Below are 14,554 nucleotides of genomic sequence, written 5' to 3'. Positions count from 1 at the left end.
TCACACCAGTTAGCCGAAAGTTAATGTAAATCAATGTTCACGGCAGCGTAACCAGTATGGTGATCGGCAAGACACAATAATGACGCTGCCATTCTAGCTGGTGTAGTCAACAGGCGCTGTCGCTCTAACGGAGAGCGGCAGCGGTTCTCAGCTTCCTTTATCAAACGAGTCACAATCATGGAAAACCGGTTATTACAGGCTAAAGCCACGCTTCCTCAGTACAATCGCGACGCGCTTAAGGCCCGCATTGTTCACCTTGGATTCGGCGCGTTTCATCGCGCGCATCAGGCGGTGTATGCCGATATTCTTGCCGCCGATCGCGGCAGCGACTGGGGTTATTGTGAAATTAACCTGATTGGCGGCGAACAGCAGATAGCCGATCTTAAGGCGCAGGATAACCTCTATACCGTGGCAGAAATGTCTGCCGATGCGTGGACGGCGCGCGTGGTTGGCGTCGTCAAAAGCGCGCTGCATGCGCAGGTCGACGGGCTGGAAGCCGTGCTGGCGGCGCTGTGCGAGCCGCAGGTTGCCATTGTTTCACTGACCATCACCGAGAAAGGGTATTGCCACTCCCCGGCAACCGGAAAACTGATGCTCGATCATCCGTTAATCGTTGCAGACCTGCGAAACCCGCAGCAGCCCAAATCTGCACCTGGCGTCGTGGTTGAAGCGCTGGCGCGTCGTAAGGCGGCGGGATTACCGGCATTCAGCGTGATGTCGTGCGATAACATGCCGGAGAATGGCCACGTGATGCGCAATGTTACCTGCGCCTACGCGCGCGCTGTTGATGGCGAGCTGGCAGACTGGATTGAAGCTAACGTCACCTTCCCGTCAACCATGGTGGATCGCATCGTGCCCGCCGTCACGGCCGATACGCTGGATAAAATCGAGCAGCTGACCGGCGTACGTGACCCGGCAGGCGTGGCCTGCGAGCCGTTCCGCCAGTGGGTCATTGAAGATAATTTCGTTGCCGGACGTCCGCAGTGGGAAGAGGCGGGTGCGGAGCTGGTTTCTGACGTTATTCCGTTTGAAGAGATGAAGCTGCGTATGCTAAACGGCAGCCATTCGTTCCTGGCATATCTCGGGTATCTGGCGGGCTATCAGCACATTAACGACTGCATGGAAGACGAAAACTACCGCGCCGCCGCCCGCGCGCTGATGCTAAACGAGCAGGCCCCGACGCTGAAGGTGAAGGGCGTTGATTTAGCTCACTATGCCGACCTGCTGATCGCGCGCTACAGCAATCCGGCGCTGCGTCACCGCACCTGGCAAATCGCCATGGACGGCAGCCAGAAACTGCCGCAGCGTATGCTGGATCCCGTGCGCTGGCACCTGGTTCACCAGACGCCTTTCCCGCTGCTGGCGCTGGGCGTGGCGGGCTGGATGCGTTATGTCGGCGGGGTGGATGAGCAGGGCAACGCCATCGAGGTGAGCGACCCGCAGCTGGCGGCGATTCAGGCGGCGGTAAACGGTAGCGCCGAGGGGGAAAGCCGCGTTAACGCGCTGTTGGGCATTGAGTCTGTTTTTGGCAACGAACTGCCGCAGGACGCCGTTTTTGTGGGGGCTGTTATGCAGGCCTATCAAACGTTACTGCAAAAAGGGGCGAAAGCCACGGTTGCTGAGTACGCCGCCCGGCTTTAATGCTATGACATGCCGCCGTTCGCGGCGGCATGTCGGGGCATAGCTTAGTGCATCCCCAGGCGAATCAGCTCAATCGGCTCGAACTTACCTTCGCATCCTTCCACTTCAACCGTTTTGCTACGACGCACCTGCTCGGCGTTAAGGCCGTCGCTGTGGATCGCTTTAATCACGCCGAACTGGCCTGTACCGCTAATCATGACGCGGCTGCCGGTGGTGATTGCATTTCGGTTACGGTCGTATGTCATCATGGTATTTTCTCCTCTCTCACTTATCCGTTACGGCGCTATTCCAGCGGCTGCCGTTCACGGGGCACTATTAATACGCCTCTCTTCGCCAAAATTATTTGTTTTTGATCAAGCTCACACTTTTTTCTTATTTGAGGGCGGCGTTGACGGTTCAGCACACCCCTTTACAAAGCGGACAGTTCTTTTACTAAACTGATAGTTTCGACGCGTAAGCGTTTAGGGTTCGTTTATATCCGTAATGCCATTCTTGAAGCAGGAAATAACCCTTCACCGGAAAAGGAGTCAGGCTTATGTACAAGAAAATTTTGATGCCTGTTGACGTGTTTGAAATGGATTTAAGCGACAAAGCGGTACGCCACGCGGTCAACCTCGCGAAGGCGGAAGGTGCGACAATTACGCTGGTCAACATTCTGCCCAACAGCAGCCGTTCGCTACTTCGGGGCTTCAACGCGGATATTAAGAAGTTCGAAGAGTATATGACCGCCGAGTCCGACAAGAAAATGAAGGCGTTGAAACGTCTGTTTGATATGGCCCCGGAGAATATTGATTGCGAGGTGCGCTTCGGCAACGTACGCGACGAAATAATCAAGCTCAGCAAAGAGGGGGAATATGACGTCATCGTCATCGGGTCAAAAAATCCGAGCATCACGACGCATTTGCTTGGTTCAAATGCCGAAACTATCCTGCGCTACGCCACTATTCCGGTATTAGTGGTCCGTTAAACGCGTCGCCGCAACCGAAAGGGGGCGGCGAGGCTTTATTCTTCGCTAAACCACTCGCTGTTTTCCTGACGAATTAACTGTACCGACTCGCTAATTTCCTGGAGGTGCAGCGTCATCGCTTTTTCTACGGCCTCCGCGTCGCGTTTTTCCAGCGCGCTGAAAATATCGTGATGCTGGCGCAGCAGCATTTCTGGCGGAGACACGTGGTCGAGGCTCATATAGCGCACGCGGTCAATGGTGGCTTTAATATTCTCGACGGTATCCCAGGCTAACTGGCACTCGGCAATCTGCGCCAGCTTCTGATGAAATTCATCGTCCAGCTGGAAAAAGTCATTTAGCTGTTTGCGATCGATGGCAATACGTTGCTGATGCAGGTTTTGCTCCAGCAGGTAGCACTGGTTGTCGTTGATGAGCGTCGCGGCGCGGCGCACAACGGCGCACTCGATGGCCTGGCGTACGAAACAGCCGTTACGCACCTGCGAAAGCGAAATTTTATTGACGTAGCTACCGCGCTGGGGGCGGATCTGAATCAGGCCGTTTTCCGCAAGCTTAATAAACGCCTCGCGCACGGGCTGACGGGAAACGTCAAAACGTACCGAAACCTCTTTTTCTGAGAGCGGCGTACCCGGCGGGATCAGGCAGCGAACAATATCGCGTCGTAATATGCGATAAATTTGCTGATTAACGGGCTGGGTAGGATTAAGTTGCGATTCAGCGGCCATGGATTGTGATTTCTCAGAGAGTTAACCTGAACATACTACCATTCTTTTGCACGCCGTCACATACCCGGCCCGCAGGCCGGGAAGGGCAGTTTAGCCGCGATGCACGTTCAGCCCGGCATAGCTTTGGCTAACCGGCATCATTTCAACGGTATTGATGTTGACGTGCTTCGGCAGGGTGGCAACCCACCACACGGTTTCGGTGATGTCTTCCGGCGTAAGCGCGTTGGCATTTTCATAGGTTTTATCCGCCTTCGCGTCATCGCCCTTGAAGCGCACGTTGGAGAACTCGGTTCCGCCGACCAGGCCTGGCTCAACGTCGGTCACGCGGATGGCGGTGCCGTGCAGGTCGGTGCGCAGGTTCAGGCTGAACTGGCGGACGAAGGCTTTGGTTGCGCCATACACGTTGCCGCCCGCGTAAGGCCAGCTGCCGGCGGTGGAACCGATGTTAATGATGTGCCCACGGTTGCGCTCAACCATGCCCGGCAGCACGGCGCGGGTCATGTACACCAGCCCTTTGTTGTTGGTGTCGATCATGTTTTCCCAGTCTTCCACGCTGGCTTTATGGGCAGGCTCCATGCCCAGCGCCAGGCCGGCGTTATTGACCAGAACATCAATTTCGCGCCATTCGGCAGGCAGGTGAGCAATCATCTCTTCAATGGCGGCGCGGTTGCGCACGTCCAGCTGTGCGGTCAGGATGCTGTCGCCCAGCTCGTCCTTCAGCTCCTGAAGGCGCTCCTGACGACGGCCCGTTGCAATCACTTTGTGTCCGTTGGCGACGAAGCGACGCGTGATGCTTTCACCAAAACCCGCTGTCGCCCCGGTAACTAAAATAATCATCTCACTGTTCCTCAACGCTTTTTGTGTGGTACTAACATAGCACGCTCTCCGGCACGTCGTTAAGGCAACATTTGTATGACACCGTTGCAGGCCGGCGCTGGCTGGCCTACTCTGGGGAGAAATACCGTGCTCAGGAGTAAACGATGTCGGTCAACAATCCGTTTTTTGAAAGTAGCCTGTTGCCCTATCAGGCACCACGTTTTGATGCGATCAACGACAGCCACTATCGTCCGGCCTTTGATGAGGCAATGCGCCTTAAGCGCGCGGAAATTGATGCGATTATCGCGCAGAGCGCCGCGCCGGACTTCGATAACACCGTGCTCGCGCTGGAAAAAAGCGGGGCCATGCTGTCGCGCGTCAGCAGCGTGTTTTTCGCCATGACGTCAGCACACACCAACGATGACCTCCAGGCGCTGGACGAGCAGTTCTCTGCCGAACTGGCCGGTCTGGCGAACGATATCTGGCTTAACGATACGCTTTTCGCCCGCGTGGAAGCCGTCTGGCAGGATCGCGACGCGCTGGACGCCGAATCCCGCCGCCTGGTAGAGGAGACGTATCAGCACTTTGTTCTCGCAGGCGCGCGCCTGAATGCCGATGAAAAAGCAGAGCTGAAAGCCCTGAATACCGAATCTGCCACCCTGACCAGCCAGTTCAACCAGCGCCTGCTGGCCGCGAACAGGGCGGGAGGGCTGGTGGTGGACGATGTCCGCCAGCTTGATGGACTCAGCGCGGAGGAGATTGCCACCGCGGCCCACGCTGCCGCGGAAAAAGGGCTGAAGGATCGCTGGCTGATCCCGCTTTTGAATACCACGCAACAGCCCGCGCTGGCGGCGCTGGCGCAGCGCGAGACGCGCAAAAAGTTATTTTATGCGGGCTGGGAACGTACTCAGCAAGGCGACGAAAACGATACGCGCGGCCTGATCAGTCGGCTGACCGCCTTACGGGCAAGGCAGGCGCAGCTGCTCGGTTTTGAAAACTATGCCAGCTGGAGCATTGCCGATCAGATGGCGAAAACGCCGGACGCCGCGCTCGGGTTTATGCGCGGGATTGTCCCCGCGGCGCGCAGCAGGGCCGCGCTGGAGCAGGCGGATATTCAGAAGGTGATTGACGACGAGCAGGGGGGCTTTGCGGTGCAGGCCTGGGACTGGGCATATTATGCCGAACGCGTGCGCTCGGTAAAATATGCGCTGGACGAGTCGCAAATCAAACCCTATTTCGCGCTCAATACGGTGCTGGAAGAGGGCGTGTTCTGGACCGCCACGCAGCTGTTCGGCATCCGTTTTGTCGAGCGTTTTGATATACCGGTTTACCACCCGGACGTTCGCGTGTGGGAGATTTTCGATTGCACCGGTGAAGGCATGGCGCTGTTTTACGGCGACTTCTTCGCGCGTGATTCCAAAGCGGGCGGCGCGTGGATGGGGAATTTCGTTGAGCAGTCTTACGAATTTGCCGCGCGCCCGGTTATCTACAACGTCTGCAACTATCAAAAACCAGCGAGCGGGCAGACCGCGCTGCTCTCCTGGGATGATGTGATTACCCTGTTCCACGAGTTTGGCCACACGCTGCATGGCCTGTTTGCCAGCCAGCGGTATGCCACGCTTTCCGGTACCAATACGCCGCGTGATTTCGTTGAATTTCCGTCGCAGATCAATGAACACTGGGCCAGCCATCCGCAGGTGTTCGCGCACTTTGCCCGTCACTATCAAACCGGTGAGCCGATGCCGGATGCGCTGCGGGAAAAAATGCTCAACGCGACCCAGTTTAACAAGGGTTATGACATGGCGGAGCTGCTGAGCGCCGCGCTGCTGGATATGAACTGGCACGGCATTCAGGAGCCGGTTGAGGACGTTGAGGCCTTCGAAGCCGCCGCGTTGAAAAAAGAGCGGCTGGATCTACCTGCCGTACCGCCGCGCTATCGCAGCAGCTACTTCGCCCATATCTTCGGCGGCGGCTACGCGGCAGGCTATTACGCCTACCTGTGGACGCAGATGCTGGCGGACGATGGCTACCAGTGGTTTGTCGAGCAGGGCGGATTAACGCGTGAAAACGGACAGAAATTCCGCGAGGCGATTTTGTCCCGCGGCAATAGCACTGATTTAGCTGAACTTTATCGCCAGTGGCGCGGGCACGATCCGAAGATCGAACCGATGCTGGAGAATCGTGGATTGAGTGGGTAAGGGCATTACTGGCTGAAGACAGAACCGGGCGTTAAGCCCGGTTTTTTGTCCGGTTTTTTCTTCCCCAAAATTCCTCCCCAAAATGAATCCTTAAATTCTGCGAAATTTGCAGGAGGATATCAGAGCTGCGAGCTATATCCGTGGCTTAATCAGCTTTATTACCACATTTGCCTCGAGCTGCGGCGCCACGGAAGGATGGTCAGCTGAGCCACTAAGAGCTTGATCGTGAAGTCAGTGACATTCTTGATATGTGGGAAAAGCGGGTGCTGGCCGGGAGTCCGATTTCGCCTGTTCGACGAGCGCTGGCAGCGCCAGTGGCACAAAAGGGGCTTACACCTGCAGAATTACTCAAATCAATGTACGAACAAAGAAAGCGTTTCGGACATTAAAGAAAAGGAAATATTATGGGGTGACCGCATCTCACCCCCACGTAAAAGAATTATGTAACCAAGCTCAAAAATTAGGGTGTCAGACACATAAAAGCTGGAGCTGTGGTATTACCAACGAGATAACCATTTTCAATACGATGTATTGTGAGAAATCTTCGGGTTTCGAATGCTAACGAGAAAAAATTGATAGCAAGGTCCTCATCCGAAGCAGTATCTCGTTCTCCTTTAACTATTTTAAGGCTATCCATTTTGAACGTGGTGGCGTTAATTTTGTTGTAAGTAAAAAGAGCATCACGGTTAAGTCTGGTTTGACCGTGTTTGGATTTCACTATACCGTCAATACTGATTCGGCCTTGTTTGTCATAGTCCAGTTTTAAAATCATGACTCCTTTTATTTCATAAGCATTTTGAGGTGCCCTGAAGATAAAATCTGAATCACAGTCGATATTAAAACGATGGCGATAATGAACGAAAAAGAATACAGACTCAATCAAAGCAATTGTGAAAAGTATCAATACAACTGATTTTCTTTTTTGAAGAAGAACTTTTATCTTTTTCATTGGTTATTTCCATGAGTGATAAGTGTAATCCATGCAAGATATTATTTTATTATCTTTTTTCTTGCATTGCGACAAGAATACTCTTCCGTTTTGATTTTTTAACGCGCTGCCAGTTGAAAAAAAATATAAAGCGGTATTGTCAATACATTTTACGTTGTTATCGGTTATATACTTTTGTGCAGCTGTGAGAGTCTCTTTCAGTTTGGCATTTCGGCCCATTAAAACAGAATAGATTGGGCAGTGATCTAATTGGCCTATTTTGTATGGGGTAGTAGATGATTGTTTATTATGTAGAAGTTCGGTTCCAAAGATAACTATGACGGGAGCTAGAATAACCATCATTAAAGCGACTAAACCAAGCCATTTATTTGACATGGAGAATTTTTTTTCTTTTAACTTTTCCGATATTAAATTTTCTGCTGCTTTTGATTGATAATGAATTTCATTTGCGATTCGTACTTGTATCTGATTGCTAAAGATGAAACCTTCTCGAGGAACTGTACGAATGGACTCATCTGGAGTCTGATAATGTGATAATAACTTTCTGAGTTGAGAAACATACTGATTTAAACTGTTATTAGAGGGTTCTAGTCCGTGCTTCTCCCAGACAGTATGCATAATTTCTTCTCTTGTAAGCAGCTTACCTTGTTCTTGTAAGAAAAGTTGTAATAGTCGTGCAACGATGGGGCTGAGGATTAAACAATCTTTTTCGTCATTTTTGGTCCAGAGCGCACCATCATCTGTGCGAAAACAGACCAGATCCTCGATGATATACAGCATAATCCCTCATTTCCTCTTCAAAGCACGCTGAAAATTATACATCCTACAACCTTATGGATAAACCCATGTTAGGAAATTTCCTAACAGAAGTCTTTCTAGTTGGTGTATTGGTCTTTAAAAGTTTATAAATCAGCATAAAACTCTATAAAATCAATAATTTCAATATAAAGATTCCATTGTCGGTTTTCGATGGTAAATTTCTGCCCATCGAAAAGTTGCCGCAACATAACTCTGATAGTTGAGCGCGATGTGTAGGCAATCCAAGTTTTCGTAGAAGCTATGTGAATGAATTATATATTCGAACTGCTTAGAAGATGGAATAGGAGTCGACACTGATAATGGGCAGTCAAGATTACTCATTTTCTGCCGAGATTACTTGTGACGAACTATCAACAAAGCTAAATCATTATGGATTCATGGAATGCCATGAAATGATAAATTTCCTTGAGTTTGTGTGTGACAAAAAGCCTGACAGACTTGCATTAAACTGGCTGAAAGGAAAAATCACCCAATGTCTTGAAATACACGATAATGGAAGTGATTATTTTGAGGGGTTGAGAATCATCAAGTTGTTAATTTATGAGGCGTTGATTATTGATCGATCACAAGATTAATTCTGTTCTCGTAGTATTCATCTAACTACACGTAAACTACCAAGCGTGGAATGAGGTGTTATGTTTGATTTTAAAAATGTCATAAATTTGTCAGGGGTAATTCTATCTCTTGGAATCTTCTCTGCACCGGTCAACTCAGCTCCGATGATTGGTATAGGAAGTATGTATGATGTACTAACTCCTGAAAGTCAGAGTCTTACAAAGCGTATTTATAACAGTGGCGACTCCACTGCCTTTGTGAGAGTTGAGTTGCTAGAGATAGATCCAAATAGCAAAAATACCTCTAATAATGAAAGCCCTGTGAAAGAGATGGACGGTAATGTTCTCGAAAAAAATAGGCTGGTAGTTACACCTTTGAGGATGATTATTCCACCAAATGGATTTCAGTCGGTTCGTGTTATGTGGCCGGGAATGCGAGAGAAGGAACGGTACTTCCGTGTACGATTTACCCCAGTTATGCCTCAAGCCGATGATGGTTTTGGACTAGATAGCAAGGCGGCAGGGCAATATCGACAAGATACACTGCAAGCAGGTGTAAATATTCTTACTGGATACGGAGCTATTGTAATTGTTCAGCCTGAGAAACCCACATTTAATACTGGGATCAAAAATAATACAGCTGGGGGGATATCTGTCACAAACAATGGCAATGCAACGGTAGTACTTGAAGATATTCGCCAGTGTCGAACTGCTAATACTGACTGTGGTGAAGTCAGTCGAGAGTTTATTCTCCCTGGGCGTAGCCATTCAATTACTGGCAAAAAAGATTTCAAAACAAATTTCACTCTCATCGAGGGAAACAATAAGCAGGCGAAGTCTTTCTAATACCTGCTTAATTCACTAGCACTCTTTTGTGCGAATTTTGGACGAAATAACCTTAAGGAGTTTTTTATGAATCGTCAATTAACTGCAATCAAAACTAGCATTTCTGCGGCAATCTTTGCTTGTGCGGCAATGACAGGTGCAGCAAACGCTGCAGATAGCCAGAGTTACACTATCAACCTGTCGGCTACTGTCCCATCAGATTCCTTCCAGGTTCTCCCGGTTGATGCAGGCTGGATCGATCAGACCCAAGATATGGGTTATGACATTGCAAGCAGCAAACTGCAGGTTTTTGAAAAGCAGTTCCAATACAAAAACACCGCTGGTGGCATCCAGGCAACTCTGACTGGTAACTTGAATTCTGACGGTAAACCACAGTTGTCAAACGGTACGGATGTTATTCCATTGGCTGTGACCTTTAACAATACGCCTGTAACCAAAACCGCATCCGAAGTGGTAAGTGCAACGGCAGCTAAAGCAGGTGGCCGTACTGCCTTAAAAATCACTCAGGCTGACGATGCAGCGCTCACCGTGAACGGCATGTTTACCGGCTCTGTGGCCATGATTTTTGAGCCTGTAGTAACTCCATAATGTCTGGCTTGTTTCTCTAACTTGACAGAGGAGGCCGCTGTATTACTACAGCGGCTTTTAATATGAAAAGAATCGTGTTGCTTTTATCTTTTTGCCCATTCTTCTATGCAGAAGCGGAAATGACACTAGCCGCTAATATGAGGGCTCTTCCTGAAGATTTCAGGCGTTACTTTTATGAGTCAGAAGTTCATGCACAGGTTTTTTTGAACGACTCTCTGTTATTCGAAGCTGCAATAACCTTAACAGAAGGCGGTAAAGTTCGCCTCATTCGTATCGTGGAAGAGTCAGATAACCTTGAACCTGTGATTAGGGACAGATGGAAAGAAGTTCTGGAGAAAGGGGTATCGGTAGGGGAATGTACTAAAGAATGTCCGCCTGGTCTTATGGCGGCTGAATATCGACTAGATAACTCAGTACTGAAACTATATACATCAGATTATGAAACAGCAAGAACTGAAGAAAGCTTCATCACATTGCCGGAGAGAATGCCTGGTGGAATGATTATGTATAATGATATTTCTGTGACCAACAGTGATAGTACCCGCAGTTGGGGGATTAACTCAACACTTACAGCCTCTTTTCTTGGGTGGAGCCAGAAAGCCTCTTTTCAGTCTTCTGGTACCGACGGTAAATATCATTACAGCAGCAGCAACCTATATGAATTATATTCCCAGAAAGAATTTCCCGGTCATTTTATCCGATTAGGCTTTTTCACACCCGACAGTGATACGGGTAACGTTGAAATATCAGGCTTCGGATATGACACGGTAGTTGGTGCCATGTGGGGTACATCTGACTCCTTACTTATTAGTAGTGACAGCGTAAGTGCCTGGCCTGTATACGTCACTGGGAAAAATCAGTCAATTGCGGAGGTTTGGCGCGATGGGAGACTCATTCATACGCAGCAACTAGAGTCGGGTGTACAAGCACTCGATACGAGACGTCTGCCGGGCGGCATATATGACATAACTATCAAAATTATCGAAAATGGTCACATTGTCGACACCCAGCATGCACAAATTTATAAACCCCAGGGCTGGAACAATCCCGAAAAACGCTGGCGCATGAACCTTTGGGGGGGGCAGCAGCGAACCATTGGTACTACCAACCGCTATGGCGACGAAAACATTAATCCTGGAGCGGCTGGCGGCGGTATTGACTTTCTTATTCACCCGCGGGTGGTGATGGGGTTGAGCGGCGCAGCCACCGAAAACGAACATCAAGTCCGGGTTAGAAGTAATGTCACGCTTTCACCGAACGATTCGTTGTTTGCGCAGTATACGACAGGTAGTAATGACAACCAGTCAAACCAAAATACCGATTTTCGTTATTACCGCACCATTCAAGGTGGAGGCTCGGCGAGCCTGTTTTGGCGGTCAACAACAACTGACGTATACGGCCATCAGACTAGAAACCGTCAGCAGGGTGATGTCTGGGGATCATCTTTGTCGCTACGACTACCTTGGTCAACATCACTTACAGTAAACGGCCAGTATATCGATACTCCTTGGCGGAAGGGATTTAGTACTGATATCTCGACGACGACTCTGGGTTCGTTAGCTGGAAGAAATATGAACTTTCGAGTCAGCGGCTGGGATAGGCCAGGTTACGGTAATAAGCGCCGTGATAATGGTGTGTCGCTGGGTCTGAGCTTATCACTGGCACCATCTTCACAGCACGCTGTATCAGCGGAAACGGGGATGAATCAAAATCGCGGTTATTCGAGTCTCAGTTATCAGTATCAGCCAGAGGATGAAAGCGTACTTCGCACGATGGGAGGAAGTGTGTCATACAGCTCCCGGAATACTGTATTAAGTGCAAATGCTTCAGTGGATACGCAGTTCGCAAGCGGTGATGGCTGGGTGCAACACAACACGCAAGGAAGTACAAACACAGCAGGTGGAAACCTAAGTCAAGTGCTGATGTTGGGTGGAGGAAAGATGGCATCGGCCAGCGGCAGTACCACCCGAGGTATGAGTTCAGCACTGATTGTGGATGTAGAATCGGATGACGATGATATCGTTATCCAAGCCTCGGGAAAGATCTCTGAGATCCGCTTAACCCCCGGTAGAAATGTTGTACCAGCAGAACAGTGGAAAAGGGACTTAATTCAATTTAGTGCCACCGGAGGAGATAGCGTTAAAGTCTTCCCAGAACAAAAGAGTATACAACTAAACAAGGGCAGCGTGCAGTACGTGAAAGTAAATGCGATTAAGACCTATTCACTTATCGGAACTTTACAAGATGAGCAAGGTAAACTTCTTAAAAATAGATTCGTAGAAAGCGATGTTAGCGGGTCGGTAATAAATGCGGAAGGCGTTCTGACATTAGAGACAGGCAGAAATAATCGAATTCTAAAAATGAGAGCTGAAGATGGAAAACCAGCCCTGGCATGTGTTCTTCCAGCCACTGAGGGGCTCCAAGCTAATTCTGTGCAATTTGTGGATTCGTTGAAATGCAGCGTGGAACACAGAGGGAATAAAAAATGAGAATAATCACGTGTTTTTATTTTTCGGCTATGATGTTGCTAATCATTGCGCCAAATTCGAAAGCTGAAATCCTGAATATAACTGCAAGCTTCACACCATCTTTATGGATGCCGGATAATAATAAGTTCACAAATACCACGCCACAGAGTGGGTATTGTGTGCGCTACCCAGATGAATGTAAAAATGGTGATGTTAGTCTTGGGACTGGATTAGTACTTAAACCATCAAGATCTCTTACTGTAAATGACAATCCAAGAGATAGCCTTTATTTCAAATTACCTTCGTCTTTTAGGGAAGTTGAAGTCAGTAATGGTACCAGTAAAACGATTGTTTCCTTTAGAATTAATGCCTTAAGTGCCAGATATACAGCTGCTAAAAATCACGGGGTGTATGATTGGAAAAACGTTCAGTTCTTTTCAGAACCAACAGGTGGATGTGTATATCGTGCCCCTGGATGGATAGGTGGGTATTATGCTTGGTGGTTGTGGTCATATCCGGAGGGTGTCGGTGGTTGTTATAATATTACATCAACAGACCGGCCTGAAGGAGACGATAAATATATAAATGGAGTAGATGGGATTAGTCTTGGCTATGATCTAAAAACACCTAATCCATTGAGTATGGAATCAGGAATTTATACAGGAACGCTGAGATTTGATGTAGGTCCTGGAATGGATATCGATTTCGGCGACAACTTTCAAGCTTCAGATAGCACCTTGACAATTAACTTTTCACTCAGCGTAAATCACGAGCTTAAAATCAATACAAATATAGAAGAGCGCAAAATATCTCTACAACCTTGTGATAAGGGTAAAAAATGTACAGAGGAGCAAGGAAAAGCAAACTGGGAACGCTGGATGATAAATCGCATAACTCCAGAACTCACAGGTAAAAGTATTTTTTCAATATCCTCATCAGGCTCTTTTACAACCTATCTACAATGCGAATATCAAATCGGAGATAATTGCTCCATTAAAGGAGATGATTCTAAAGAAAATATTCCTGTGCAAACGCTTTTGACACTCCCTAATAATATTGTTGATAAAAACTCAGGCGGAGTCGTGAGTAGAAAACGAATTGGCATTGGCAAGGATATTAATAGAAATATATTCGAAACTAAAGAGTTTGGTCAGGATAAAAGTGGTTATATAGATTTTTTGATCATTAAACAAGATGTAGATAGAATGTTATCTACTCGACCTGATACATATCGAGGTGCTGTAACAGTGATTTTCGACTCTCATATCTATTAAATATTTTTCGAGAGGTAATACATTGGTTTTTTATTTGAGTTTGTTGCCAAAACATTCTCACAATATACTCTCCAACCTATAACATTGGAAAGCTTATGAAATGAGAGATTGAATCCCACTGTCTTACCTATCTCGGGAGAATACAGCTTCTTGAAGAACAAATCAGGCACCTCCATGAACAGGACGATCTACTAACCTTTAACCGAGCGAAGATATTTTTAGTTGTCGAAAAAAATCGGACGACAACGACGATTATCGCGCTCAAACAGATTGGCTTTGTTGCAGGTGGGGCGCAAGTTTATGGAGGGGCATAGTTTATGCGTTGGATCGTTAGGGCTAGCATGCGCAGCATACGGCGCCCCTATGATTGCTCATGGTTTAAATAATATGTACGAAAATGGGTTCTATCTTCTTTTCCGAGAAGAACAATCGGGAACCCTGAGAGATGCATAAAGATTTGCTGCTACGAAGCTGGGTTATGGTAATAACCAGGCTGACTTAGTTTACGGTGTAGATGATCTCTCTTTATCAGCATATGGTGCGGGCAGAAAAGTTCTGGCACCCAGAGAAAAATCATGGAGTCTATTCCATAATATCCAATCTTATTATATCAGAGGTTGGCAAGAGGCATCTAAAACCGCAATGGCTTTGGATTTGACCAGTGGTAGCATTACGGGATGGCAGATGTACCAAGTAGCTAAAGAGAATTGAT

14 protein-coding genes and 2 pseudogenes are annotated in these 14,554 nt (G+C 48.3%); 11 read left to right on the top strand and 5 right to left on the bottom strand.

From position 1 onward, the window contains the following. Positions 1–177 precede the first annotated feature (177 nt). Positions 178–1,641 carry a mannitol dehydrogenase family protein gene (locus OWK27_RS01575; RefSeq protein WP_267589664.1) on the top strand — a complete coding sequence of 488 codons (1,464 nt, stop codon included), beginning with the start codon at positions 178–180 and terminating at the stop codon, positions 1,639–1,641. A 44-nt stretch (positions 1,642–1,685) separates the two neighbouring features. On the opposite strand, the gene ydfZ is transcribed toward OWK27_RS01575, so the two are convergent. Next, positions 1,686–1,889: a putative selenium delivery protein YdfZ gene (ydfZ, locus tag OWK27_RS01570; protein WP_148421092.1), complete on the bottom strand. Its 204-nt coding sequence runs from the start codon at positions 1,887–1,889 to the stop codon at positions 1,686–1,688. 287 nt (positions 1,890–2,176) lie between these two features. On the opposite strand from ydfZ, the gene OWK27_RS01565 reads away from it, so the two are divergent. Next, the gene (locus OWK27_RS01565) at positions 2,177–2,608 is read left to right on the top strand and encodes a universal stress protein (RefSeq protein ID WP_148421095.1); all 432 of its coding nucleotides are present in this window, start codon (positions 2,177–2,179) and stop codon (positions 2,606–2,608) included. Positions 2,609–2,643: 35 nt separating this feature from the next. On the opposite strand, the gene OWK27_RS01560 is transcribed toward OWK27_RS01565, so the two are convergent. Together OWK27_RS01560 and ydfG are read right to left on the bottom strand one after the other, a co-directional pair. Further along, on the bottom strand, positions 2,644–3,330 hold the full coding sequence (locus OWK27_RS01560) for a GntR family transcriptional regulator (RefSeq protein ID WP_176610443.1): 687 nt from the start codon (positions 3,328–3,330) through the stop codon (positions 2,644–2,646). Positions 3,331–3,420: 90 nt separating this feature from the next. Continuing rightward, positions 3,421–4,167 (bottom strand): bifunctional NADP-dependent 3-hydroxy acid dehydrogenase/3-hydroxypropionate dehydrogenase YdfG, encoded by a 747-nt coding sequence (ydfG, locus tag OWK27_RS01555; RefSeq protein ID WP_148421099.1) that lies wholly within the window; start codon positions 4,165–4,167, stop codon positions 3,421–3,423. A gap of 143 nt (positions 4,168–4,310) precedes the next feature. Here ydfG and dcp point away from each other — a divergent pair, with 143 nt between their 5' ends. Together dcp and OWK27_RS01545 are read left to right on the top strand one after the other, a co-directional pair. Continuing rightward, positions 4,311–6,344 (top strand): peptidyl-dipeptidase Dcp, encoded by a 2,034-nt coding sequence (gene dcp / locus OWK27_RS01550; RefSeq protein WP_267589663.1) that lies wholly within the window; start codon positions 4,311–4,313, stop codon positions 6,342–6,344. A 117-nt stretch (positions 6,345–6,461) separates the two neighbouring features. Continuing rightward, positions 6,462–6,733 (top strand): annotated as a pseudogene (locus OWK27_RS01545) (replication protein P); the annotation flags it as partial. A gap of 71 nt (positions 6,734–6,804) precedes the next feature. On the opposite strand, the gene OWK27_RS01540 reads toward OWK27_RS01545, so the two are convergent. Both OWK27_RS01540 and OWK27_RS01535 read right to left on the bottom strand, forming a co-directional pair. Continuing rightward, positions 6,805–7,293, bottom strand: coding sequence for a hypothetical protein (locus OWK27_RS01540; protein WP_267589662.1), 489 nt, complete (start codon positions 7,291–7,293; stop codon positions 6,805–6,807). A 3-nt stretch (positions 7,294–7,296) separates the two neighbouring features. Beyond that, entirely contained in the window at positions 7,297–8,073 is a 777-nt protein-coding gene (locus tag OWK27_RS01535) for a winged helix-turn-helix domain-containing protein (protein ID WP_267589661.1), read from the bottom strand. A 338-nt stretch (positions 8,074–8,411) separates the two neighbouring features. Between OWK27_RS01535 and OWK27_RS01530 the strand changes: the two genes are divergently transcribed. The 7 genes and pseudogenes from OWK27_RS01530 (at position 8,412) to OWK27_RS24285 (ending at position 14,553) form a co-directional block, all read left to right on the top strand. Then, positions 8,412–8,687 (top strand): hypothetical protein, encoded by a 276-nt coding sequence (locus OWK27_RS01530; protein ID WP_267589660.1) that lies wholly within the window; start codon positions 8,412–8,414, stop codon positions 8,685–8,687. Between the two features lie 60 nt (positions 8,688–8,747). Next, positions 8,748–9,512: a hypothetical protein gene (locus OWK27_RS01525; RefSeq protein WP_267589659.1), complete on the top strand. Its 765-nt coding sequence runs from the start codon at positions 8,748–8,750 to the stop codon at positions 9,510–9,512. 66 nt (positions 9,513–9,578) lie between these two features. Further along, a complete protein-coding gene (locus OWK27_RS01520) occupies positions 9,579–10,100 on the top strand; it encodes a CS1 type fimbrial major subunit (RefSeq protein WP_267589658.1) in 522 nt (173 codons plus the stop codon). Between the two features lie 62 nt (positions 10,101–10,162). Then, the gene (locus OWK27_RS01515) at positions 10,163–12,589 is read left to right on the top strand and encodes a TcfC E-set like domain-containing protein (RefSeq protein WP_267589657.1); all 2,427 of its coding nucleotides are present in this window, start codon (positions 10,163–10,165) and stop codon (positions 12,587–12,589) included. Further along, positions 12,586–13,842 carry a hypothetical protein gene (locus OWK27_RS01510; protein ID WP_267589656.1) on the top strand — a complete coding sequence of 419 codons (1,257 nt, stop codon included), beginning with the start codon at positions 12,586–12,588 and terminating at the stop codon, positions 13,840–13,842. Before OWK27_RS01515 ends, OWK27_RS01510 begins: the two co-directional genes overlap by 4 nt. Before the next feature lie 107 nt (positions 13,843–13,949). Beyond that, positions 13,950–14,156 (top strand): DUF4225 domain-containing protein, encoded by a 207-nt coding sequence (locus OWK27_RS01505; protein WP_324291163.1) that lies wholly within the window; start codon positions 13,950–13,952, stop codon positions 14,154–14,156. Beyond that, positions 14,143–14,553, top strand: a pseudogene (locus OWK27_RS24285) (DUF4225 domain-containing protein). Before OWK27_RS01505 ends, OWK27_RS24285 begins: the two are co-directional and overlap by 14 nt. The last annotated feature ends 1 nt before the right edge of the window (position 14,554 follow it).

The organism is Enterobacter cloacae complex sp. 2022EL-00788, from assembly GCF_026627565.1.
GTDB classification, from domain to species: Bacteria; Pseudomonadota; Gammaproteobacteria; order Enterobacterales; family Enterobacteriaceae; genus Enterobacter; species Enterobacter pasteurii.
The sequence above is the reverse complement of the archived record's forward strand: the minus strand, read 5'-3'. Positions and strand labels throughout refer to the sequence as shown.

What these genes read in the sequence shown, in the direction of transcription:
- OWK27_RS01575 (WP_267589664.1), top strand. Translation starts at nt 178, where the DNA reads ATGGAAAACCGGTTATTACAGGCTAAAGCCACGCTTCCTCAGTACAAT.
- OWK27_RS01525 (WP_267589659.1), top strand. Translation starts at nt 8,748, where the DNA reads ATGTTTGATTTTAAAAATGTCATAAATTTGTCAGGGGTAATTCTATCT.
- OWK27_RS01565 (WP_148421095.1), top strand. Translation starts at nt 2,177, where the DNA reads ATGTACAAGAAAATTTTGATGCCTGTTGACGTGTTTGAAATGGATTTA.
- OWK27_RS01520 (WP_267589658.1), top strand. Translation starts at nt 9,579, where the DNA reads ATGAATCGTCAATTAACTGCAATCAAAACTAGCATTTCTGCGGCAATC.
- OWK27_RS01515 (WP_267589657.1), top strand. Translation starts at nt 10,163, where the DNA reads ATGAAAAGAATCGTGTTGCTTTTATCTTTTTGCCCATTCTTCTATGCA.
- OWK27_RS01510 (WP_267589656.1), top strand. Translation starts at nt 12,586, where the DNA reads ATGAGAATAATCACGTGTTTTTATTTTTCGGCTATGATGTTGCTAATC.
- OWK27_RS01560 (WP_176610443.1), bottom strand. Translation starts at nt 3,330, where the DNA reads ATGGCCGCTGAATCGCAACTTAATCCTACCCAGCCCGTTAATCAGCAA.
- ydfZ (WP_148421092.1), bottom strand. Translation starts at nt 1,889, where the DNA reads ATGATGACATACGACCGTAACCGAAATGCAATCACCACCGGCAGCCGC.
- dcp (WP_267589663.1), top strand. Translation starts at nt 4,311, where the DNA reads ATGTCGGTCAACAATCCGTTTTTTGAAAGTAGCCTGTTGCCCTATCAG.
- OWK27_RS01530 (WP_267589660.1), top strand. Translation starts at nt 8,412, where the DNA reads ATGGGCAGTCAAGATTACTCATTTTCTGCCGAGATTACTTGTGACGAA.
- OWK27_RS01540 (WP_267589662.1), bottom strand. Translation starts at nt 7,293, where the DNA reads ATGAAAAAGATAAAAGTTCTTCTTCAAAAAAGAAAATCAGTTGTATTG.
- OWK27_RS01535 (WP_267589661.1), bottom strand. Translation starts at nt 8,073, where the DNA reads ATGCTGTATATCATCGAGGATCTGGTCTGTTTTCGCACAGATGATGGT.
- ydfG (WP_148421099.1), bottom strand. Translation starts at nt 4,167, where the DNA reads ATGATTATTTTAGTTACCGGGGCGACAGCGGGTTTTGGTGAAAGCATC.